The organism is Flavobacterium sp. NLM (genome assembly GCF_002210235.1).
Taxonomy (GTDB): domain Bacteria; phylum Bacteroidota; class Bacteroidia; order Flavobacteriales; family Flavobacteriaceae; genus Flavobacterium; species Flavobacterium panici.
Map to the genome: position 1 here is coordinate 126866 of NZ_LIAC01000009.1, position 23062 is coordinate 149927.

Consider the following 23062-nt stretch of genomic DNA (forward strand, 5'->3'; position numbering starts at 1 on the left):
CATTATGCTTGAGCAAATTTTATGCATTGACGACGATCCAATTACGTTGATGTTATGCAAAAAAGTAATTTCAAAATCTTCATTTTCGCATGAAATTATTACTGCTCAAAATGGCGAAGAAGCATTACACCATTTTAACACATTAAAATACACGAACAACAAGAATAAAGTAAACAAAAAACCTGAACTGATTTTTTTGGATTTAAATATGCCTGTAATGGGAGGATGGGAGTTTCTGGATCATTTTACTTCTGCTGATTATGCCGAATTCAACACTGCAAAAGTCATTGTATTATCTTCTACAATTGATCCCGATGATTTAGCGAAAGCAAAAAAATATCCTATTATAATAGACTTTCTTTCAAAACCTATTACTCAGGCTATGCTTGAATATCTTAAAAAGAAAATCACATAGATTAGTAAATTCCAATATTTGAAATTCCAAATTCCAAACAAAATAAACCTAGTATATAAAAAATCCAAATTTCAACTTTAAAAAAGTATTGAAATTTGGATTTTTCTTATTTAAAAATTAAACTCCAGATTGGAATTTGGATTTTTTTCATTGGAATTTCTCAATATGGTGTAAACAAAAAAAGTCCTCTAAAAGAGGACTTTTTGTATATTTAGGAAATTGTAATTAATTACAATTTAGCAACATGCTTAGTTAATTTAGACTTCAAGTTAGAAGCTTTATTATCATGAATGATGTTCTTTTTAGCTAATTTATCAATCATAGAGATTACAGTTGATAATTTTGCAGCTGCATCAGCTTTATCAGTAGCTATTCTTAATGCTTTAATAGCATTACGAGTAGTTTTGTGTTGATATCTGTTAAGAACTCTTCTTTTTTCGTTACTTCTGATTCTTTTTAATGCTGACTTATGATTTGCCATTTTCTTTTAATTTTAGATGTAATAATAATTATAAATACTAGTTAAAAAAGAAAAACCTCCCACAATTGTAAAACAATCACTTTGGTTTTAACTAATAAAACAAAAACCGAGACACCAATTTTTATTTTACAAAACTTATTTACAACTAATTTTGTAGTCTGTAAGGGAATCGAACCCCTGTTACCAGGACGAAAGCCTGGAGTCCTAACCCCTAGACGAACAGACCAGTTTCATTCTAAGTTTTCTTCAATTTAAATAAAATTGAAATTGTAGTCCGTGGGGGAATCGAACCCCCCTTACCAGGATGAAAACCTGGCGTCCTAACCGATAGACGAACGGACCATTAACATCAAGTATAATAACTTATTTTGCAGAAAAAAAAGTAGTCCGTGGGGGAATCGAACCCCCCTTACCAGGATGAAAACCTGGCGTCCTAACCGATAGACGAACGGACCGTGTTTCTCTAATGCGGATGCAAAAATACAACTATTTTTAAGATGTACAATACCTGATGTAAAAAAAATTAAAAATTTTTAATAAGCCTTAGCAAAAAGCACTCTTTTTGAAGAAGGATTCCCAGTAAACACACAGGTTCCCGCCTCTTCTACAGCATCTAAAGGGATGCAGCGAATCGTTGCTTTTGTCAAATCTTTTATTTTTTCTTCGGTTGCCGCAGTTCCGTCCCAATGAGCCGAAACAAAGCCGCCTTTACCTTCTAAAATTTCTTTAAATTCCTCAAAACTATTTACTTCTGTAATATGTGTATTACGATAGTCTAATGCTTTATTAAATAAATCCGTTTGAATTTGCTCTAACAAGTCATTAATATAATTTACGATTCCGTCTCCAGAAACAACTTCTTTTGTTAATGTATCGCGTCTTGCCACCTCAAAAGTTCCGTTTTCCAGATCTTTTGGTCCAACAGCAATTCTAACAGGAACACCTTTTAATTCCCATTCAGCAAATTTGAATCCTGGTTTTTGCGTCGTTCTGTCATCATATTTAACCGAAATTTTCAGTTTTCTCAATTTCGCAGTCAATTCATTAACCGCTGTCGTAATTTCAGCCAGCTGCTCATCTGTTTTATGAATAGGAACAATCACAACTTGTATTGGTGCTAAGTTTGGAGGAAGCACTAATCCCTGATCATCAGAATGTGTCATTACTAAAGCTCCCATCAAACGGGTAGAAACTCCCCAAGAAGTTCCCCAAACATATTCTTGTTTTCCTTCTGAGTTAGCAAATTTTACATCAAAAGCTTTTGCAAAGTTCTGACCTAAAAAGTGAGAAGTTCCAGCCTGTAACGCCTTCCCGTCCTGCATTAAAGCTTCGATACAATACGTTTCATCTGCACCGGCAAAACGTTCTGTTTCGGTTTTAAAACCTTTTATAACCGGAATCGCCATGAAGTTTTCTGCAAAATCAGCATATACATTCATCATTTTTTCAGATTCTTCTATTGCTTCTGCTTTTGTAGCATGAGCCGTATGTCCTTCCTGCCATAAAAATTCAGCAGTTCTTAAAAACAAACGCGTACGCATTTCCCAACGAACCACATTTGCCCATTGGTTAATTAATAAAGGTAAATCTCTATAAGACTGAACCCATCCTTTATATGTAGACCAGATAATTGCTTCACTCGTAGGGCGAACAATAAGTTCTTCTTCTAATTTTGCATTAGGATCAACTATTAATTTCCCTGGTTTATCCGGATCATTCTTTAATCTATAATGTGTTACAACAGCACACTCTTTTGCAAATCCTTCTGCATTCTTCTCCTCAGCTTCAAACATGCTTTTAGGAACAAATAAAGGAAAGTAAGCATTTTGATGTCCTGTTTCTTTAAACATTCTATCTAACTCTGCCTGCATTTTTTCCCAAATTGCATATCCGTATGGTTTGATCACCATACACCCTCTAACTCCTGAATTTTCAGCTAAATCTGCTTTGACAACCAGCTCATTATACCATTTAGAATAATCTTCTGATCGCGTAGTAAGGTTCTTACTCATATTATATAGTTTGGCACAAATTTTGTTTTAATAATTTTAACTAAATAGTTTGACAAAACTAACTATTTTTGTAATGTGCAACAATAAAAAACACCACAGATATGAAAACTTATATTACTCTCCGCCAAAACTCAAGTTCTTTTTACTTAATTGGATTACTGAGTTTTCTAGCAGTATCCTGTGGTTCTTACCAAAACACTTCATATAATGATAATGATGGAGTATATGGTAATTCTACCAACAGATATGCTCAAACAAATACCACAAACACAAACAATCAATATAAAGACTACTTCAAGTCTCTGCAAGACGACAACCAGCCTACAGAAATTTTTACAGATGTAGACAATTATGGTAATTATTCTGAAAGCGACAGTACACAAACAGCTGCTGTAGCTTCTTACCCAGCTTGGGGAAGCAGTAATTCAGATGTTTCTGTAAACGTTTATTCTGACCCAACATGGTCATTCGGATTCGGATGGGGATACCCTTATTACGGATACGGATGGGGATATGGCGGTTATTGGGGCGGCTACTGGGGATATCCTGGTTACGCTTGGGGATACCCTGGATATTGGGGACCTGGATGGGGCTATCCTGGATACTGGGGCGGCGGTTACTACGGTAACTACTCATATAGCTATGGAAGAAGAGGATCTGCAGCTTACTACGGAGGCAGAAACTATGCTTCAAACAGAAGTTATGCTACAAACAGAAACTTTGTAAACAGCAGAAACTATACTAACAGAGGAAGCTATACAACAAACAGAAACTACACTAACAGATCTAACGGTTATTCTGATTACAGAAGAAGCTCTGCTGTAAACGGAAGAACTTACAATTCTGGCAGTCCAACATTTACAAACAGAAGAAGTTATTCTCAAGGTCAAAGTAACAGCTACGATTATTCTAACAGAAGATCTGGCACAACTACTAACACAAGAAGTTACAGCAATGGCAACAATGGCAGTACTTCAAGAACCTACTCTCCTAGCCCATCACGCTCAATGAACAGTGGCGGAGGCGGAAGCATGAGATCATCTGGCGGCGGTGGCGGCGGTGGAAGAAGGTAACATTTTCCTTCTTTTCCACATCTAGTTTATATATTTAAAAATCTACCCAAATGAAAAAAATATTATTCCTTTTAATTACAGGACTAACTGTCAGCGTCTCACACTCTCAGGATGTTTCTGATGCTTTAAGATATTCACAAGATAACATAACCGGAACTGCAAGATTTAGAGCAATGAGTGGTGCTTTTGGAGCTGTGGGCGGTGATTTATCTGCTACAACAGTGAATCCGGCGGGATCTGCAATTTTCAACAACAATCAAGTTGGAATCACTTTGAGCAATCAAAACATTAATAATGGCTCGAAATATTTTAACGATGGGGAAACCCAAGACAAAGACAATTCTTTCATACTAAATCAGGCTGGCGGAGTTTTTGTTTTCAAAGACAGAAATCCCAACAATAAAGGATGGAATAAAATTGCAATTGGAGCCAGCTATGAGAACACAAATAATTTTAACAACAATACTTTCTCTGCGGGAAGAAACCCTAATAATTCTATAGCTAATTATTTCTTATCGTATGCAAATGGAACTGCTTTAGGTGATGCAACGAAAATTCCATACGCTGATCAATTTTACTATGAACAGCAAACCGGATTTGGAGTTAATGGAAAAATTATACTACCTGTAAATCCGAATGACGACGAAAACACGCAGTACACAAGTAATGTACCAGGATTACAACCTGGGCAAAGTTATTATCAGGAAAATAATATTTACGAAAGAGGCTACAATAGTAAAGTAAGCTTCAACATTGCAACATCATATAATGATCGTATTTATTTCGGTGCAAACTTAAATGTACATGTAACTGATTACAGAAGATCAAGTAGTTTTTATGAGTTCAATAACGCTCCCCTTACCGGAACACCAACTATTTCTGATGTAACATTCAACAATGAATTATATACTTATGGTAACGGATTCTCTTTTCAACTAGGAGCAATCGCTAAGGTTACTGAAGCTTTTAGACTTGGATTAGCATACGAATCAAATACTTGGTACGAATTATACGATGAATTATCTCAAAGCGTTTATACTACCACAGAGGCTACAGGCGGGGTACAGAATTTTTATAATTTAAATCCTAATACCATAAACGTTTATGAACCTTACACTTTACAAACTCCGGGAAAATTTACTTTTAGTGGAGCTTACATATTTGGTAAATCAGGTTTAATTAGTGTTGACTACTCTATCAAAGACTACAGTAATGCAAAATTTAAACCAACAAATGATCCAGATTTTAGAACTACAAATGGCTACATAAGCGATCAATTAACCACTAATGGAGAATTAAGGGTTGGAGCTGAATTTAAAATAAAACAGTTAAGCCTTAGAGGAGGATATCGTTTTGAAGGAAGTCCTTATAAAAACGGAACTACAGTTGGAGACTTAAACAGTTTTTCTGCAGGTTTAGGGTACAACTTTGGAGCAACTAAACTAGACTTGGCTTATGCGTATGCAGAAAGAAAATCTAATCAAGGATTCTTTTCTCAAGGATTTACTGACGGAGCAAAAATTAACTCAACACTGAATAATGTTTCTTTGACTTTATTATTTGAATTGTAATTAAAATTAAATAGATGAATGGAAATTTCCGTCAGGTTTTTACTTGGCGGATTTTTTTTACCACAAAACATTAAGAATCCCTTCATAAAAAACACCTAAAAGAAACCGAAACAAGCGGTGTTTGAATAAAAAAGTGTAATTTTGCACTCCAATTTATAAAAGTATGAGAACCAAGTCTTTAAAAAAGAACAAAATTAACGTAATCACTCTTGGGTGTTCAAAAAATGTATATGATAGTGAAGTACTTATGGGTCAGCTTCGTGCAAACGGAAAAGAAGTAACTCATGAGGCAACTAAAGATGAAGGAAACATTATTGTAATTAACACTTGTGGTTTTATTGATAATGCGAAAGCGGAATCAGTAAACATGATTTTGGAATATGCAGACAAAAAAGATAAGGGATTAGTTGATAAAGTTTTTGTAACCGGATGTTTATCTGAGCGTTACAGACCTGATTTAGAAAAAGAAATCCCAAATGTTGATCAATATTTTGGTACTACTGAATTACCTCAATTATTGAAAGCTTTAGGAGCTGATTATAAACATGAATTATTAGGGGAAAGATTAACTACAACTCCTAAAAATTATGCTTACCTAAAAATCGCCGAAGGCTGTGACAGACCTTGCAGTTTTTGTGCAATTCCGTTAATGCGTGGTTCTCACGTTTCGCAGCCAATTGAAAAATTAGTTAAGGAAGCACAAGGTTTAGCTAAAAATGGCGTTAAAGAATTAATATTGATTGCTCAGGATTTAACGTATTACGGTTTAGATCTTTATAAAAAGAGAAATCTGGCAGAATTGTTAGAAGCTCTGGCAGCTGTTGAAGGAATTGAGTGGATTCGTCTGCATTATGCTTATCCTACTGGTTTCCCAATGGATGTTTTGGAATTAATGAAACGCGAACCTAAGATTTGTAATTATATTGATATTCCGTTGCAGCATATTTCAGATTCAATTTTGAAATCGATGCGTCGCGGTACAACTCAGGCTAAAACAACACAATTATTAAAAGATTTTCGTGCTGCTGTTCCCGGAATGGCAATTAGAACGACTTTAATTGTTGGATATCCTGGTGAAACGCAGGAAGATTTCGAAATCTTAAAAGATTTTGTTCAGGAAATGAAGTTTGACAGAATGGGTTGTTTTGCTTATTCTCATGAAGAAAATACGCATGCTTATTTATTAGAGGATAATGTTCCGGATGATGTAAAACAAGCAAGAGCGAATGAAATCATGGAATTACAATCGCAGATTTCATGGGATTTGAACCAAGAGAAAGTTGGACAAGTTTTTAGATGTATTATTGACAGAAAAGAAGGTGCACATTTTGTGGGAAGAACGGAGTTTGACAGTCCGGATGTTGATAACGAAGTTTTAATAGATGCATCTAAACATTACGTAAAAACAGGCGAATTTGTTAATATCAAGATAATTGAAGCAACAGAATTTGATTTATACGGAGAACCTGCTTAAATTTACCGTAAAACTAGTGCTAACCTTAGACAAAACAACTTTATGAAAGCTACTCAAAACTTAATTCTATTAGTTTTTACATTATTCTGTTTCAATTTTGCTTCGGCTCAATACGGAAACGGATATGGTAATGGTTACGGCAATGGCTATGGTGGCGGCGGTTACGGAAGAGGCGGCGGAATGGGCATGGACAGAAGCATGATGGGAGGTCCGCAAGGCAATACCAGCAAACCTAAAGAAATACCTGTTGAGGAAACTGCCGGTAAGATCGTTGAACAAATGAAACCTGTTGTAAATCTTGATGAACTCCAGGTAATTGCGATTACAAATGTTTTTTCTGAAAGTTTGAGAGAACAAGGAATTCTTATAAAAAATGAAAGCAGCAGCCAGGACGAGAAAATGGAGCAGTTAAAAGCTCTAAAAGAAAGCATGGACAAAAAAATAACTGCTTTTTTAAATCCTGATCAAATCGAGAAGTACAAAAACTTTATGGCTGACTTTAAAGAAATTAAAAAGTCAAAATCAAAAAAGAAAAAAGATAAAGATTCAAAAGATAATAAGGAAGAAGAAAAACCAGCTGAAAAAGTTCAGGAATAATTGTTCTAATTCTATTAAAAAATGTAACCAACCATGGCAAAAAAACATTTTTGTTATTTGTTTTTAGCAATTATCATTACTTCTTGCTCAACAAATCCATATAAGCATACTGAAAAAGCTTATGACCAGCAATTAAAGACCTTAGAGAATCAAATTACAAGCAAAGAAGCACAAACAATTCCTCCAGTAAGTCCGTTGATTATTGATACTACTTATGCTTCGCAATTGGGTATTATAAAAGATACATTGTCTAAAACAGGTTCAACTGCTTTATTGAATGGCATTAGCACAGAATGGATTGGAACTGTAAATTTCAATTTAAGAAAACCAAGTTTTGTTATCATTCATCATACTGCTCAGGATTCTGTTCAGCAGACTATAAACACTTTTACTAAAACTAAAACTCAGGTTAGTGCTCATTATGTGATTTCTGAGAATGGAAAAGTGGTTCAAATGCTGAACGATTATTTAAGAGCGTGGCATGCGGGAGCATCAACCTGGGGGAAAAATACTGATTTAAATTCTTCTTCTATAGGAATTGAATTAGACAATAATGGTTTTAAACCTTTTACAGAGGCTCAAATCAACAGTTTAGTGGCATTATTGACAAAACTTAAAAAGGATTACAATATTCCAACTCAAAACTTTTTAGGTCATGCTGATATTGCTCCGGGAAGAAAACAAGATCCTAGTGCTTTATTTCCGTGGAAAACATTAGCAGAAAAAGGTTTTGGAATCTGGCCAGACGAAGTTCTCGAAGAAGCGCCGTTCGACTTTAAAATCGAACCTGCATTGAGAATTATTGGTTATAATACAAAGAATCTTTCTGCAGCTATTCAGGCTTTTAAACTGCATTATATTCAAACAGATGCAACTGCAACGCTTGACCGCAAAACAATTGATACGATATATTCTATATACAAAAAACAACTGCAATAAATAGTTTTTTAAAAGACATAAAAAGCGCATTTCTAAAGGTTTAGAAATGCGCTTTTTTTATGCTGGTAATTTAAGTTTTGCCACAGATTAAAAAGATTAAAAAGATTTTTTACTCTTTGGGTTGGTGTTTTTTTTGCCACGAATTTCACGAATTTTCACTAATTATTTGTGGTGTAAACTGTATGCAAGAAATGAATTTCAAGGTTTCTGTTAAGAAATTTCATTAACGATACTTTGTGTAATGATATAAAAAAATTAAGCAAAATTTAATTCGTGAAAATTCGTGAAATTCGTGGCAGAAAAAAAATCCTTTTAATCCTTTTAATCTGTGGCAAATAAAATCTAATAAAAAAGCTGCCAAAACATTAGTATGTTTCGACAGCTCCAAAAAAAAAAAAAAATATCAATCTTTATCTCTAGAAAGAGTATGTTGTAGCAAGTAAGGCGAAGAATGATCCTCCTGTTGGAACAGCATCGCTGTCTAAGAAAATATCTTCAGAAGCAGCATCGTATCTTAACTCAGGAATTATTGTTAGTTTTCCAACTTTATAGTTTAATGAAACTGTGTTTGCAAATACATTAGATCCAGTTAATGTTCCTAAACTTGGAGCAGCATCTTTTGCATCAAAATATTCAACTCTGTATGCTAAAAGCAAAGACGGACTGAATGAATAATTTGCATATCCCACTAATGAGAACCACTCTCCATCTAAAGTACTATCGAAATCATGTTTCGTTTTAGCGTAAGTTGCATTAAATCCAAGTCCGAAACTGTCGCTTATTGTTTTAGAAGCAGTCAAATCGAACTGAGTTTTATTTTCGTTTGATACTGGTATTGTACTTCCAGGAATTGGATTTGTACTTCCTGATGTAAAGTTTAAATAAGCACTTCCTGTATCACCCACAAAACCTACTTGTCCGATATACGTTTTTTGTGTAGAACCAGCATCCATTGCCGATTTAAAATCTGTTGGGTTAGTTATACCAAACATAGCAGTGAATTTACCAGCTGTATATTGTGCTTTAACCCCAGTATTAAAGAATGGCCCATAAGAGAAAGCATAAGACATACTGTAGTTTTTATTGTCTACGGCATCTAATACTTCATAACCTATGTGTGTACCAAAACTACCGGCAACAACTTTAAATTCTTCTGTAATTTGGTAAGTGAAATATAATTGTTTAATTAAAAATTTAGCGTTTATATCTTTATCTGTTGTTTCATTGTATGAGAATTCTCCTGCTCTTTTTCCGAAACCTAAGTCTACAAAAACAGAAGCTTTTCCGAAAGTATGACTTGCTTCAATCGAAGCCATTCCTAATTCAAACGAATCCTGAGAGTTGGTAAAGCTCGTTAATCCGTTCATTTGTTTAGAAAAATCATATTTATAGTAAGCGTCCGCAGACCCTCCCCATGTAGTTGCTGGTGAAGTTGCTTTTTCATCCTCTTGTGCAAAAGCAAAAGAACTCGTTAAAGTGGCAGCTAAAATGTAAAATACTTTTTTCATGTGTTAATTGGTTTTTAGTTATTAATTTGATTTTGGTTAGTTAATCGTTTATATATCTATTTAATAGTATAAGTCATTTTTTAAAACCTTGAATCTCCCCCTAAAACCTCTTCATTTTCATTAGCGAATTTATTAACTTTTGTATGAGTAGAATAATTGGAAAGTACTTTTTTGGCTTTTATAGCGAAGAATTATGGATTACAAAAATTAAACTGCCAATAATCGTTATTTGACATTTATAGCGTTTTGTTTTTGAAAATTCAACAACACATTTTTCATGTTTTAAACCAAAAAACAAGGGTTAAACTAAATTAATATACTAAAAAAAGACTTAAAATCATCTTAAAAATACTTTTAAAAAGTATTACCCCATATTTTTTTAGGGGTACATTTAAAAATAAAACATAAAACTAAAAATAAAGACATTAATCTTCCAAAAACCAACAACATCAAAGCTTAATGAAAAATTCCTACAAAAATAAATCACTAAAAACAACTATTGAAGATGTAATTCAAGACTCAAAAAATGGTTCATAAAACAAAAAAAGCCTGTTCAAATTTGAACAGGCTTCCTTATTATATAAAAGAGTTTTTTTATTCTTGCGTATTATATTTTCTTAAAAATTCACGAACCTTAATTCCGGATTCTTTTAAATCTTCATCTTTCCACTTTCCATCAGATTTTGCCGTTTTTTGTAAAATGGAACAAGTTTCATCTTTATCTGAAACTGACCATGTAATCCAGCTTAACTTTTTTGATTCCATCCAGTCAATATATTCCTGCCATGCTCTTAGATTTAAAGGTCCGTCGCCAGAAGCTTCCATCCCGGCAGATTCAGAGATAAAAATAGGAATACCTCTTTTTAATGCCTGATCTGTACGGTCTCTTAATTCTTTCCCGTGCGTTGCGGCATAAAAGTGCATGGTATACATTATATTATTGTATCCTAAAATTGGATCTTCTGCCGGAAGGTCAACATCCTGATCCCAATGCGGTGATCCTACTAATATAATATTGTTGGGGTCATTTTCTCTAATCACGCTTATTACTTCTTCGGCGTAGGTTTTTACTTCCCACCAGGTTTCATAATCGGGTTCGTTAAATATCTCATATATTATATTAGGATACTTGGAGTACTTTTGAGACATTTCTGCAAAAAATGCTTTTGCTTGTTTTAAATTAACATTATGACTGTGCCAATCGATAATTACATAGATATCAGATTTTATGGCACCATTAATTACGGCTTCTATTTTTTCTTTTGAAAACTGAGGATCATTAGTATAAGAGTAATCTCCAAGTTCGATTCCCATTGCGGCACGTACAACATTGCAATTGAAATCTTTTTTTAGCCAGCTTACAGCTTTTTCGTTATAAAATCTCGGCCACATACTATGCCACCCGAAACTTAATCCTCGCAAAACAATGGGTTCATTGTTTTTATCTACTAATTGAGTTCCCTGAAGACTTAATTGACCATGTTTTTTCACAAATTGTGCTTGTGCTAAGCAGCATACTAATAAGAATAAAATCGTAGTTAATTTTTTAAACCTCATCATAAATTTAAATTTTAAAGAGACAATTTTAATGTTATGCAATCATGTGAAGCTAATTCTGCTGTAAAATTCTTTTTCGTATTTCCTGAATCTTTATTTGTCCAAAGATTCTTTAATTTGAATGTAGTTTTATTAAAATCAGCTTCATAGCCGAAATCTACATCTTTTATTGCATTCTTTTTCCAATCGAAATTAATTTTTTTAGAAACCTCACTTCTGTTTAAAAAAGTGACGGCCCAATTTCCGTCTGATAGAGGTTTAACCCAAACTTCTAAACCATCTTCTGCTGAATGTTTGAAACCCTGAATTCCTAATTTATCCTGATTTACGGCGATTAATTCTTTATTGGTTAAAATCGCCAGCGTTTCTTTAGACATTTTTCTATAATCGTTTCCTGTAAATAATGGCGACGAAAGCATACACCACATAGCAAAATGCGATTTATCTTCGGTATCGTTCATTTCGTTTCCAACTTCCATCATATCAAAATCATTCCAATGATCAGGGCCGGAATATTTACGAATGTCTTTTCGCATTTCGGCGATTTTCATAAATCCCCAAGACGACCAATTTTCAGGATGTTTGAATTCGCAGTCAAAACAAGGATAAATATCTCCCGAAATTCTCCAAAGATTTCCAACAGGTTTTCCCCAGTCCCACGGCTGATTATCGCCCCATTCGCAAAGACTGAAAACAATTGGTCTTCCAGCCGTTTTTAATGCATTACTCATGGTTGTATACGCTTCTGGCGCAGTTATTCCTTTAGTGTTACACCAATCGTATTTTAAAAAGTCGATTCCTAATTTAGCATAAAAACGGGCATCCTGATATTCGTAACCACGAGTTCCCGGATATCCGGCGCAGGTTTGCGTTCCGGCACAATTATATAAGCCAAATTTTAAGCCTTTGCTGTGTACATAATCAATCAGCGCTTTCATTCCGCTTGGAAATTTAACGGGATCTGGAACTAAATCTCCATTTGCATCACGTTCTCTCGTCATCCAGCCGTCATCTAATACAATATAATTGTAACCTGCCGCTGCCAATCCGGATGAAACCATTATATCCGCTGTTTCTTTTACTAATTTTTCGTCAATGTTTGTTGCAAATGTATTCCACGAATTCCAGCCCATTGGCGGTGTCATGGCTAAACCTTCAAATTTTCCTGCTGCTTGTGTATGTGTATTTCCCTGGCTGAAGCCAAAAAAAGAAACACATAAAGCTAATCCTAAAATAATTTTCTTCATTTTATAAAATTTAAAAAGACATTATAAAAAGATATTCCCTAACTTTTCAATTAGGGAATATCTTAAACTAACTCAACTCGGTAATTTATTTATTTTAATACGAATCCTATATCATCAAATAATACCGTATTACCGCCGTCATTATTTGATTCCTGGAAGGTAAGCATAGTAAGACTTGTAGGGTTTCCTAAATCGCTAAAAGGAATTTCAAGATAAACCCATGTACTTGTAACAGGTAAAACATAATTTACACCGCCATTTACACTAAAATTAACGCGTCCGGTTTTTGTTCCTTTTATAGCAATACGTAATGCTTTATATGGAGTTAAATCGACATTGAAGCCCCAGTTTCCTCCATCCCATTGACCAAATTCCCACTGCCATGATTTTTCGCCTTGATAAGAATCTTTGTCATAAGCAAAATTAACACCTTTGCCTGCCCATGGGCCTCCCCATTGCATACCATATAATATATCATCATACAAGGCTGTTCCTATCGCTTCTTTTGATACGGCTGCTCCGGATATATTGGCAACAGAAAGATATCTGTGATTTGCATTTGCCGGGATTTTAACTACGATTTGCTCTAAAGTTGAAGATACTACGGTAACAGGAACTGCAGGCTGTGTTGCTGTTTCTGCCAAAGTAACTACAGGATTTAAGAAATATTTACCTTTTATTATTACCTGATCACCCTCTGCACAATTGATAGAATTAAAACCACTAAATGTAGGTACCGGAGGCGCAACTGTCAAATTATAAACAACAGTTCCTCTATCTGTAACCACTTTTAACTGATTAGAAGCATTCGCATAAGGCGTATCTTCATCAACCAATATAATGATATCTGTATCTGTTACAAATGTTGGTCTGAAATAAGTATCGAAATCATTAAAGTATACTTTTTTTGTGGTAAGCAATCCTTTTCCGTGAATTACATAATAGTTTTTTGGATCTACTAATGTTACCGGAGTTAAAGGTTTAAGGGTTCCATCTGCATTATAACCAGAAGGCATAACAGACTCTATTATAGGCGCACCAGTAGAAGCCTCAGCGCTGCTGTCATCACTTGAGCATGAAGTAAAAAGCATTAAAGATAACATCCATGCCATGCATGCTGCTAACGAAACAATTTTTATATTTTTCATATTTTTATTTTTAAAAATTATTTAAAAGTATACGGTGCTACTTCTGTTAATTTTGGATTTTTAATTAAATCATCTGCCGGATAAGGCAGTAAAAGATTTGTTGCCGAAATTGTAATGTGTTTTGGCGTTTCTTTATCTCCTCTGTTTTGAGCTTCTAAAATTGCTTTTGCTTTTGCAAATGGCAAACGTCCTAAATCAAAGTAATAATCTCCTTCGCAAGCTAATTCTGCACGTCTTTCTTTAAAAATATCATCAAATGAAATAGAAGCTTTTATTGGAAGACCTGCTCTTTTACGAACTGCGTTGAATGATTTTAAAGCTGCAGGATCAGAAGTGCTTCCGGTTTGAGAACCTAAAATAGCTTCGGCATGAATCAACAATAATTCAGCATAACGCATCATATAACTGTTCATGCTGCTTTCTCCATTAAATGGTGCGTTAAATGGCCCTGTAATTGGTAAATTTTCTTTTCCTATTACATATTTTTTCAAACCAGCTCCAGAATTCTGAGCTTCGTTTTCTTCTTCAAAAGTATATCCTAAAAGTTTTGGAGAATCTACTGCAAGTGTTTGTGCATATGTTAAGTTTGGATAATAATCTCCAGGAAGCATAAATGTTTCTGCTCTTCTTTTATCGCCCGGCTCATAAACATTATGAATTAAATCCTGAGACGGTGCAATTTGTCCTGAATAGGAAGTTTCTACTAATCTGTTCTCTGGAGCAAATAATGTGTTTGAAAAGTTTCCTTCAAAGTACGTTCCTGCACCAGTCCATTGCCATGAAAAGATAGACTCTTCATTATTATTATTTTTTTGAAGCCATAAGTCAGCAAAAGATTTTGTTGGAAGTTCATCTCCGCCTAATAATTTAAATTCTCCGCTGTTGATTACTTCCTGGGCCATGGCTCTTGCTAATTCATATTTCTTTTGATACAAATATACTTTTGCCAATAATGCTTTTGCAGAACCACTCGAAACGTGTGCATTTGAAGCATAATCAGAACCTCTGTTTTTAGATCTTAAATTAGCAATTGCAAATTTCAAATCGTTCTCTATAAAAGTGTAAACGTCTGCTACAGGATTACTTGGAATCACAAAATTCTTAGAATAATCGGCATTGTTTTCAATAATAGGCACATTTCCCCATAATCTTACCAAAAAGAAATATGAAAAAGCTCTGATAAAATGCATTTCACCTAAAGCATTGTTTAACGCTTCACTGCTTACATCCGGCCCAACACTTTGAGGCAGTAAACCTATATAGGTGTTACAATTTGCAACAGCTCCAAAACAAGATCTCCATGAATCACCAATAAAAGATTGTGAATTAGTAAAACTCAAGTCTGTAAATTTACCAAACTCATTATAAGGTCCCGCATACATATTACCAGAAATAACATCTGTAATACCATAAAAACCTTCCTTGTTCATATTAAACCAAACAATTCCGTAAAGTCCGTTACTAGCATTATCCAGTTTTACATCAGAATCGTAATAGTTTCCTATTGTTGGCACTCCTTCTGCAGGCACATCTAAAAAGTCCTGAGAGCAAGAAGAAGATATTAACATCAGTAGTGTCAAAGCTACGGCACCACCTCTTTTTATTATATTTTTCATATTAATTTCGTATTAAAATTCAACATTAAAACCAAAAGATATTTGTCTAGGCACAGGATAACGACCATTATCAACACCAGATAATAATGCATCCTGATTATAAGAACCAACTTCAGGATCGTATCCTTTATATTTGGTAAAAGTGTATAAGTTTTGTCCAGAAGCGTAAACTCTCAATCTTGTCAATTTTATTTTTGAGATGATGTCAGAAGGAAGTGAATATCCTAAAGTTACATTCTGAATTCTTAAGTAAGAACCGTCTTCGATAATTCTTGAAGAAACTGCATTGTTGATATCATTGTAAGCAGAAGGTCTAGGCAGTGAAGCATCTAAATTATCTGCAGAATAAAAATCAGCAGCATCTGTTAAATAATTAGTTCCTAAATTACTATTCAAAGTACCAGACATACGAGTTAAATTCATCAGTTTGTTTCCGGCAGTTCCCTGAAGGAAAATAGACAAATCAACATTTTTGTATTTAAAGTTGTTTGTAAATCCGTAAGTGAATTTTGGATTTGGATTTCCAATCGTAACTAAATCTTTAGTATCAATAATACCATCGTTATTTTGATCTTTATAAATAACATCTCCTTTTACAAAGTTTGGCAATAATGAATTGGTTCCGTTTTTTAATACAACTTTTGTTCCTCCAGCAGTTTCGTGTCCGTAAGTCAATAAATCCTCGTCTGTTCTGTAAATTCCTGTTGCTTGATAACCTATAAATGAACCTATTGGTAAACCTTCCTGAGTCCTTGATACCGTTACCGTATTATAAGCCAATGTTCCCATTGTTTTTACAATGTTTAAGCCCGCCATATTCGTAACTTCATTTTCATATTTTGTAAAGTTTGCACTTGCATTCCATGAAAAGTTTGGCGTGAATTGCTGTGTATAATTAAGTGTAACCTCAATACCTCTGTTTTTCATACTTCCAAGGTTAAAAGATGGAGGATTTACACCACCTTCATAATCACCGCCTCCAGAAAGGAAGTTTGGCAAAGGAACCTGATACAAGAAATCTTTAGAAACTTTTTGATACACATCGATCGTTGCAGAAAGTTTAGAATCAAACATAGTGAAATCTAATCCTAAGTTGGTCTGCTCCTGAGTTTCCCATTTCAAATCTTTATTAGCTGTATTTGATGGCAGGTAAGACGTTCCCATTGTACTATTAATTAAATGCAGGTTAGAATCGTATAGATTATTACCAATCTGGTTATTACCAGTTTGTCCCCATCCCACTCTTAATTTTATATTATCAACATATTTTCTGGTACTTTCCATAAAATCCTCATGAGAAAGTTTCCATGAACCGCTCGCAGAACTAAAAACACCCCATTTATTTCCTACGAAAAATTTAGAAGATCCATCTGTTCTAACTGCTCCGGTAACACTGTATTTATCACCAAAATCATAAACCACCCTTCCTAAATAAGAAGCCAAAGTCTGAGTTCCTGAGTAAACTCCGCTTGTAACCGCTTTTGATAAATCAGAAGCCGCTAATGATTTATCGTTATTATCTTTATAACCATAACCTGTTATTGTATATCCTTCCCAATGTGCTCTGTTTGACTCCTGAACTGCAAGAATCGTAAAATTATGTCTGCCAATAGTGTTTCTGTAAGTAAGCATGTTTTTTAAGTTCCATGAATTACCCGTAGAAGGATTGTGATATAAATTAGCAAAGCTTTTTACCGCATTTCCTAAAGAATACATTGGGTCAAATCTTTCTCCTAAATTGTCATAGATATAACCACCCGCTTCAAAACGATAATCCAAACCTTTTACGATATCAACCTGAGTATAGAAATTTCCTGAGTAATTTTTTCTAACCAAAGTATTTGATCCTAATAAAGAAGTCGCAACCGGATTAACAAATGATGTTGCTCCACCAGCAGGCGGGCCGGCAAAAGCTCCCGAAAGTTCTCTAACCGCAACATCCGGAGTTGCTAATAATGAAGTCGCCACAACTCCGTTAAACTGTCCGTTTAGCGTTAATTTTTCATCAGTAATTGCACCGCTTACATTAACCCCAACTTTTATAAACGAATTAACTTTAGCATCAATGTTTGCTCTAAAATTGTATCTTTTAAATCCTGATTCGATAACAATACCTTCCTGATTTAAAACTCCTCCAGAAATGTAATAATTCACTCCTTCTTTACCACCTGAAAAAGAAAGCTGGTTAGAACTCATAAATCCAGTTTCATAAATAGCATCCTGCCAGTCAGTACCTTTTCCTAAAAGTTCAGGATGAGCAAATTCCGGTCTGTAAGAAGTTGGATCATAAACTGAAGATAAAGCATTTTGATGCGCCGCATATTGCTGCAAATTCATTGAATGAAGTTTCTTTGGCAGGTTACTTATAGTATAAGAATTCTCGAAAGATAATTTACCAGTACCTTTTTTACCAGATTTTGTAGTTACAATTACAACACCATTTGCACCACGAGAACCGTAAATAGCTGTTGCCGAAGCATCTTTTAAAATATCAATAGATTCAATATCACTTGGATTAATTAGCGCTAAAGGGCTTTGCGTGATATTACCATTATTAGAAAAGTTAGAATTTCCCTGAGCATTTCTTCCAGAAGTTGATGAGTTTCTTGCATCTCCCGAAATTGGCACACCATCAATTACATATAAAGGTTCGTTTGTTCCTGTTAAAGATGAAACCCCTCTAATTCTTACCGAAACGTTACTTCCCGGCTCACCAGAGTTACTATTTACAACAACCCCCGCTGCTTTACCCTGCATCATTTGATCAAACGAAGCAACTTTTAGGTTTTCAATATCTTTTGAACTAATACTGGAAATAGCACTGTTTACATCTTTTCTCTTTTGTGTTCCGTAACCAATTACAACGACATCTTTTAAGTCTTCAGCACTTGATTTTAAAATTACATTGATTGTTTTTTTACCATCAACTGAAACTCTTTGCGTATTAAATCCAATAAAAGAATATACTAAAGTTCCATTTGCAGGAACATCAATAGAATATTTTCCGTCAAAATCAGTTGAAGTTGTTGTCTTTGATCCTGCTATCGAAATATTGGCACCAGGAATCGATAAACCTTTTTCATCAGATACCGTTCCCGATACTTTAACCTGAGCAGCAATATAATTACTTGTCAGTAACAAAAATAAAATCAGAGGAACCGCTCTGTGGTTAGCCTTCCAATGAATAAAGTTAGTCATTAGTTTTTTCATAATAAGTGTTTGGTTAGTTTAAATTTGTTCAATTCATAATTCAGCAGTAAGGGTATCTTTTACTTCGAAATTATTTAACAAATCTATAACAGATGAGATTATCAAATCGATAGTATTACATCATTTAATGATAATATTTTTACTATATCTCCTTAAAAAAACACATAATAAAATAAAACCATATAAATATTGAATTATTCGCAATGAAGCAACCCTTAACAACCACAAATTATAAAGAAAAGTTAACGAAATCGTAAAAATCAAACGTTTTCGTTAAAAATAATATTTATTTGTGCAAAAAAAGTATCACTACAAAATACGTTTTAATCCAGAAAAATCCTCACGATATTGACTAGGTGTGCAGTTTTTAATAGCCTTAAAGCTACGATTGAAGTTCGCAATATTATTAAAGCCAGATTTAAAAGCCACTTCAGAAACGCTCATATCTTTTTCAACAAGCCAGCGGGCAGCATATCCTATGCGGATATCATTAATATAATTGACAAAAGTTTTTCCCGTACGCTTTTTAATAAAACGATTAAAAGAAATTATAGACATGCTCGCAACACTCGCCACATCATCTAAAGTAATTTTATCAGCGAAATGTTTTTGTACATATTCGTAAACCAATTTCATTTTATCATAATCATCAAACTTATCATAATCAACAGTATAAGTAGAAAGTAAACGCTGATTTCTCGAATTGGCAAGATCATATAATAAGGAAGTAATTTCCAGGAAATAGTCCATACCGTCTAATTTAGAAAGCCTTACCAATCTTGGCGTCAATTCTTCGGCAGTTTTTTTAGAAAATAAAATTCCATGAATAGATCTGTTAAACATATCCCGAATTGGATTCATAATACGTCTGGCCAGCAAAGATTCATGAAATAAATCATTATGAAACTGAATCGTAATTTCGTGTATTTTTTTATTGGTACATTTATTTAATTCCCAGCCGTGGTATAAATTTGGTCCAATCAAAACCAATTCAACATTATCAATTTCTTCAATATTATCACCTACAACACGCCTTACCCCTTTTCCGTTTAAAATAAAATTGATCTCAAATTCAGGATGATAATGAACCGGAAAATCAAAACTATCTTTAACTCTGTCAAACACCAAAAAACTATCTCCGGCAGAAAGCGGAGCGATTTCTCTATAAAAATTTTTAGCAGTACTCATCTCTTAAAACTGTTTTTAAATGATATCAGTTGATTTTTTCCTGCAATAATATGATATATAATTGATAAAATAATATTAATTACGCTATAAACATACATTTATCTTTGAAAAATAGAATTATCAACTTTACAAAATCAGTATTAATAATAAACATTAATCATTTTTAATACTTAAACTTTTTATAGTTTTAATAATTTTATAAGGAAAACAATACCGAATCACAAATAGACAAATTCAGTTTCAGCAGCAAGTTGACAATTTCAAATCAGAAATTGAGAACGCACTGAAAAACAATATTTTCGAAAATGAAAAAATACTTTTTTAATCTTTTAGCCACCGCATTACTAGGAACTTCATGTTCTGCACAGTCTATTAATAGTAATACGAATTTGTCACTTTCAGATAAAAAAGCAACACCTGAAACCATTTCTCTGTATAAAAAACTGAATCAGCTTACACAAAGCGGTTATCTTTTTGGACATCAGGATGATTTAGCATACGGCGTAAACTGGAAATATGAAAACGGAAGAAGCGACATAAAAGATGTTGTGGGAGATTATCCAGCTCTTTACGGCTGGGACATTGCAGGTTTAGAAAAAGACAATGCCAATAATATAGACGGAATTCCATTCGCCAAAATAAAACAATATATTATTGAGGCCAACGAAAGAGGCGGAATCTCAACTATAAGCTGGCATTTTGATAATCCTGCAACCGGAAAAAGTGCGTGGGATAATACGCCAAATTCTCTAAAAACAATTTTACCAGGCGGAGAAAATCATCAAAAATTTATTGCATGGTTAGATAAAGCGGCGAATTTCCTTCTATCCTTAAAAGATAAAAAAGGAAAAAATATTCCAATTCTGTTTAGACCGTATCACGAACTTTCCGGAGGCTGGTTTTGGTGGGGAAAAGGAAATTGCACACCTGAAGAATTTAAGACCGTATGGAAATTTACATTTGAATACCTGCAAAAAAAAGGCGTACATAATTTAATCTATGTATACAACACAGGAAGTTTCAGCTCAAAAGAAGATTTTCTAACGAATTATCCCGGAGATGATTTTGCCGATATTTTAAGTTTCGATTCGTATCAAAACAACAATGATAAAGAAGGAACAAAATTTATTGAAGAAGTTCAAAATCAGCTAAAAATCTTAAACGAAATTGGTTTAGAAAAACATAAATTAATTGCCGTTGCCGAAGCGGGTTACGAAGCGATTCCTGACCCAAAATGGTGGACAGGAACTTTCTCAAAAGCAATTGGCGATTATAAAATATCCTATGTTTTATTATGGAGAAATCACGGCTGGCAGGAAAAAGAACAAAAAATGCATTATTACGCACCATTCAAAGGTCAAAAAAGCGAAAAAGATTTCATTGATTATTACAATCTCGACAAAACTCTATTTGAAAAAGACATTAAAAAAATTAAAAATTGAGAATTAAAAATTAAAAATCCGCGTCATCTGCGTGCCAAAGAATTCAAAAATAAAATCTGTTTTTATCCGCGTTTTTACGAAGTAAATCCGTTTTATCCGCGTCAAAAAACAACACAACGAAACATTAAAATAATTGCCCCAAATTAAACTTTACAACCTTTAAAAAATAACCAATGCACGACAAAATTAGTTTAAAAGAAAAAATCGGTTACGGACTTGGAGACGCCGCGTCATCTATGTTCTGGAAAATCTTTAGTATGTATCTTCTGTTTTTCTATACCGACGTTTTCGGATTGGCGCCTGCCGTTGTAGGAACCATGTTCCTGATTACCAGAATCTGGGATTCCTGCTTTGATCCAATTGTTGGAATCATTGCCGACAGAACAAAAACTAAATGGGGAAAATTCAGACCTTATCTTTTATGGGTTGCAATTCCTTTTGCTGTAATTGGAGTTTTAACTTTTTACACACCGGATTTTGACGAAAAAGGAAAAATAATTTACGCCTACGTAACCTACTCCTTAATGATGATGATTTATTCCTTAATCAACGTTCCGTACGCATCACTTTTAGGCGTAATGTCATCTGACAGAAAAGACAGAAACACATTATCATCCTACAGAATGGTTTTTGCCTTTGGCGGAAGTCTTTTGGCACTTTGGTTAATTGAACCGCTTGTCAATTATTTCGGCGGAAGCCTAAATTCTAAAACAGGCTGGCTGGCAACAATTATTGTTTTTGGAGTAATTACAACAGCATTTTTCTGGGCTTGTTTTTTATTTACAAAAGAAAGAGTAAAACCTATTGAAAACGAACAATCTAACTTAAAAGAAGATTTAAAAGATTTATTAAAAAATAAACCGTGGTGGATTTTACTAGGCGCCGGAATTGGAACTTTAGTTTTCAATTCCATTAGAGACGGTGCCGCAGTTTACTATTTTAAATATTATGTAAGCAGCTCCGTAAATTTTGATTTCTCGCTTTTTGGAACAGATTTCCACATGACGCCAACTTCCATTTATTTGGTTTTGGGACAAGCGGCAAATATTATCGGCGTAATTATCGCCACTCCTATCGCCAATAAAATGGGTAAAAAGAACACCTTTTTTGGTGCAATGGCAATCGCCTCAATTTTAAGTTTAGCCTTCTATTTCTTCGGAAAAGAAGATGTTCTCCTAATTATGAGTTTTCAGGTTTTAATCAGCATTTGTGCAGGCTGCATTTTCCCGTTAATCTGGTCGATGTATGCAGACAGCGCAGATTATTCAGAATGGAAACAAGGCCGCAGAGCAACCGGATTGGTTTTCTCAGCATCCTCAATGTCGCAAAAATTTGGATGGACCATTGGTGGTGCCGGAACCGGATGGCTTTTAGGTTATTATGGTTTTCAGGCCAATGTGGAACAAACTGCCGTAACCCAAAACGGAATTCAATTAATGTTAAGCATACTCCCTGCAATCGCAGCCGCAATATCAGTCGCTTTTATATTATTCTATCCTTTATCTGAAGAAAAACTGCAAACGATAGAACAAGATTTAAACGAAAAAAGAGACCAAACAAAATAAAAATAAATCAGATACCGAA

At 34.1% G+C, this 23062-nt stretch carries 17 protein-coding genes and 3 tRNA genes; 8 read left to right on the top strand and 12 right to left on the bottom strand.

Features of this window, described 5'->3' with window-relative positions:
• The first annotated feature begins 4 nt into the window (after positions 1 to 4).
• Positions 5 to 415: a response regulator gene (locus APR43_RS12835; RefSeq protein WP_053473852.1), complete on the top strand. Its 411-nt coding sequence runs from the start codon at positions 5 to 7 to the stop codon at positions 413 to 415.
• Between the two features lie 229 nt (positions 416 to 644).
• On the opposite strand, the gene rpsT is transcribed toward APR43_RS12835, so the two are convergent.
• The 5 genes from rpsT to proS form a co-directional block, all read right to left on the bottom strand.
• The gene (gene rpsT / locus APR43_RS12840; protein WP_053473851.1) at positions 645 to 896 is read right to left on the bottom strand and encodes a 30S ribosomal protein S20; all 252 of its coding nucleotides are present in this window, start codon (positions 894 to 896) and stop codon (positions 645 to 647) included.
• Positions 897 to 1050: 154 nt separating this feature from the next.
• Positions 1051 to 1122, bottom strand: a tRNA-Glu gene (locus APR43_RS12845).
• 44 nt (positions 1123 to 1166) lie between these two features.
• Positions 1167 to 1238, bottom strand: a tRNA-Glu gene (locus tag APR43_RS12850).
• Positions 1239 to 1279: 41 nt separating this feature from the next.
• Positions 1280 to 1351: transfer RNA gene (locus APR43_RS12855), tRNA-Glu, on the bottom strand.
• Positions 1352 to 1429: 78 nt separating this feature from the next.
• On the bottom strand, positions 1430 to 2908 hold the full coding sequence (gene proS, locus APR43_RS12860) for a proline--tRNA ligase (protein WP_053473850.1): 1479 nt from the start codon (positions 2906 to 2908) through the stop codon (positions 1430 to 1432).
• Positions 2909 to 3009: 101 nt separating this feature from the next.
• On the opposite strand from proS, the gene APR43_RS12865 reads away from it, so the two are divergent.
• From APR43_RS12865 to APR43_RS12885, 5 genes are all read left to right on the top strand, one after another.
• On the top strand, positions 3010 to 3981 hold the full coding sequence (locus APR43_RS12865; protein ID WP_053473849.1) for a hypothetical protein: 972 nt from the start codon (positions 3010 to 3012) through the stop codon (positions 3979 to 3981).
• A gap of 50 nt (positions 3982 to 4031) precedes the next feature.
• Positions 4032 to 5552 (top strand): OmpP1/FadL family transporter, encoded by a 1521-nt coding sequence (locus tag APR43_RS12870; RefSeq protein ID WP_053473848.1) that lies wholly within the window; start codon positions 4032 to 4034, stop codon positions 5550 to 5552.
• A 163-nt stretch (positions 5553 to 5715) separates the two neighbouring features.
• Positions 5716 to 7026: a 30S ribosomal protein S12 methylthiotransferase RimO gene (gene rimO, locus APR43_RS12875; RefSeq protein WP_053473847.1), complete on the top strand. Its 1311-nt coding sequence runs from the start codon at positions 5716 to 5718 to the stop codon at positions 7024 to 7026.
• 42 nt (positions 7027 to 7068) lie between these two features.
• On the top strand, positions 7069 to 7623 hold the full coding sequence (locus APR43_RS12880; RefSeq protein ID WP_053473846.1) for a hypothetical protein: 555 nt from the start codon (positions 7069 to 7071) through the stop codon (positions 7621 to 7623).
• 33 nt (positions 7624 to 7656) lie between these two features.
• On the top strand, positions 7657 to 8562 hold the full coding sequence (locus APR43_RS12885) for an N-acetylmuramoyl-L-alanine amidase (protein WP_053473845.1): 906 nt from the start codon (positions 7657 to 7659) through the stop codon (positions 8560 to 8562).
• 416 nt (positions 8563 to 8978) lie between these two features.
• On the opposite strand, the gene APR43_RS12890 is transcribed toward APR43_RS12885, so the two are convergent.
• The 7 genes from APR43_RS12890 to APR43_RS12920 form a co-directional block, all read right to left on the bottom strand.
• Positions 8979 to 10070: an outer membrane beta-barrel protein gene (locus tag APR43_RS12890; RefSeq protein WP_053473844.1), complete on the bottom strand. Its 1092-nt coding sequence runs from the start codon at positions 10068 to 10070 to the stop codon at positions 8979 to 8981.
• Between the two features lie 594 nt (positions 10071 to 10664).
• Entirely contained in the window at positions 10665 to 11630 is a 966-nt protein-coding gene (locus APR43_RS12895; RefSeq protein ID WP_082356478.1) for a glycoside hydrolase family 5 protein, read from the bottom strand.
• 11 nt (positions 11631 to 11641) lie between these two features.
• On the bottom strand, positions 11642 to 12874 hold the full coding sequence (locus APR43_RS12900) for a glycoside hydrolase family 27 protein (RefSeq protein WP_053473843.1): 1233 nt from the start codon (positions 12872 to 12874) through the stop codon (positions 11642 to 11644).
• Between the two features lie 89 nt (positions 12875 to 12963).
• Positions 12964 to 14022, bottom strand: coding sequence for a hypothetical protein (locus tag APR43_RS12905; RefSeq protein ID WP_053473842.1), 1059 nt, complete (start codon positions 14020 to 14022; stop codon positions 12964 to 12966).
• Positions 14023 to 14039: 17 nt separating this feature from the next.
• Positions 14040 to 15638 carry a RagB/SusD family nutrient uptake outer membrane protein gene (locus tag APR43_RS12910; RefSeq protein ID WP_053473841.1) on the bottom strand — a complete coding sequence of 533 codons (1599 nt, stop codon included), beginning with the start codon at positions 15636 to 15638 and terminating at the stop codon, positions 14040 to 14042.
• A 12-nt stretch (positions 15639 to 15650) separates the two neighbouring features.
• Complete coding sequence (locus APR43_RS12915) at positions 15651 to 18848, bottom strand: SusC/RagA family TonB-linked outer membrane protein (protein WP_053473840.1); 3198 nt, start codon at positions 18846 to 18848, stop codon at positions 15651 to 15653.
• A 309-nt stretch (positions 18849 to 19157) separates the two neighbouring features.
• The gene (locus APR43_RS12920; protein WP_053473839.1) at positions 19158 to 20036 is read right to left on the bottom strand and encodes a helix-turn-helix domain-containing protein; all 879 of its coding nucleotides are present in this window, start codon (positions 20034 to 20036) and stop codon (positions 19158 to 19160) included.
• Positions 20037 to 20341: 305 nt separating this feature from the next.
• On the opposite strand from APR43_RS12920, the gene APR43_RS12925 reads away from it, so the two are divergent.
• Positions 20342 to 21478 carry a glycoside hydrolase family 26 protein gene (locus APR43_RS12925; RefSeq protein ID WP_053473838.1) on the top strand — a complete coding sequence of 379 codons (1137 nt, stop codon included), beginning with the start codon at positions 20342 to 20344 and terminating at the stop codon, positions 21476 to 21478.
• A gap of 173 nt (positions 21479 to 21651) precedes the next feature.
• Entirely contained in the window at positions 21652 to 23043 is a 1392-nt protein-coding gene (locus tag APR43_RS12930) for an MFS transporter (RefSeq protein WP_053473837.1), read from the top strand.
• Positions 23044 to 23062: the final 19 nt, after the last annotated feature.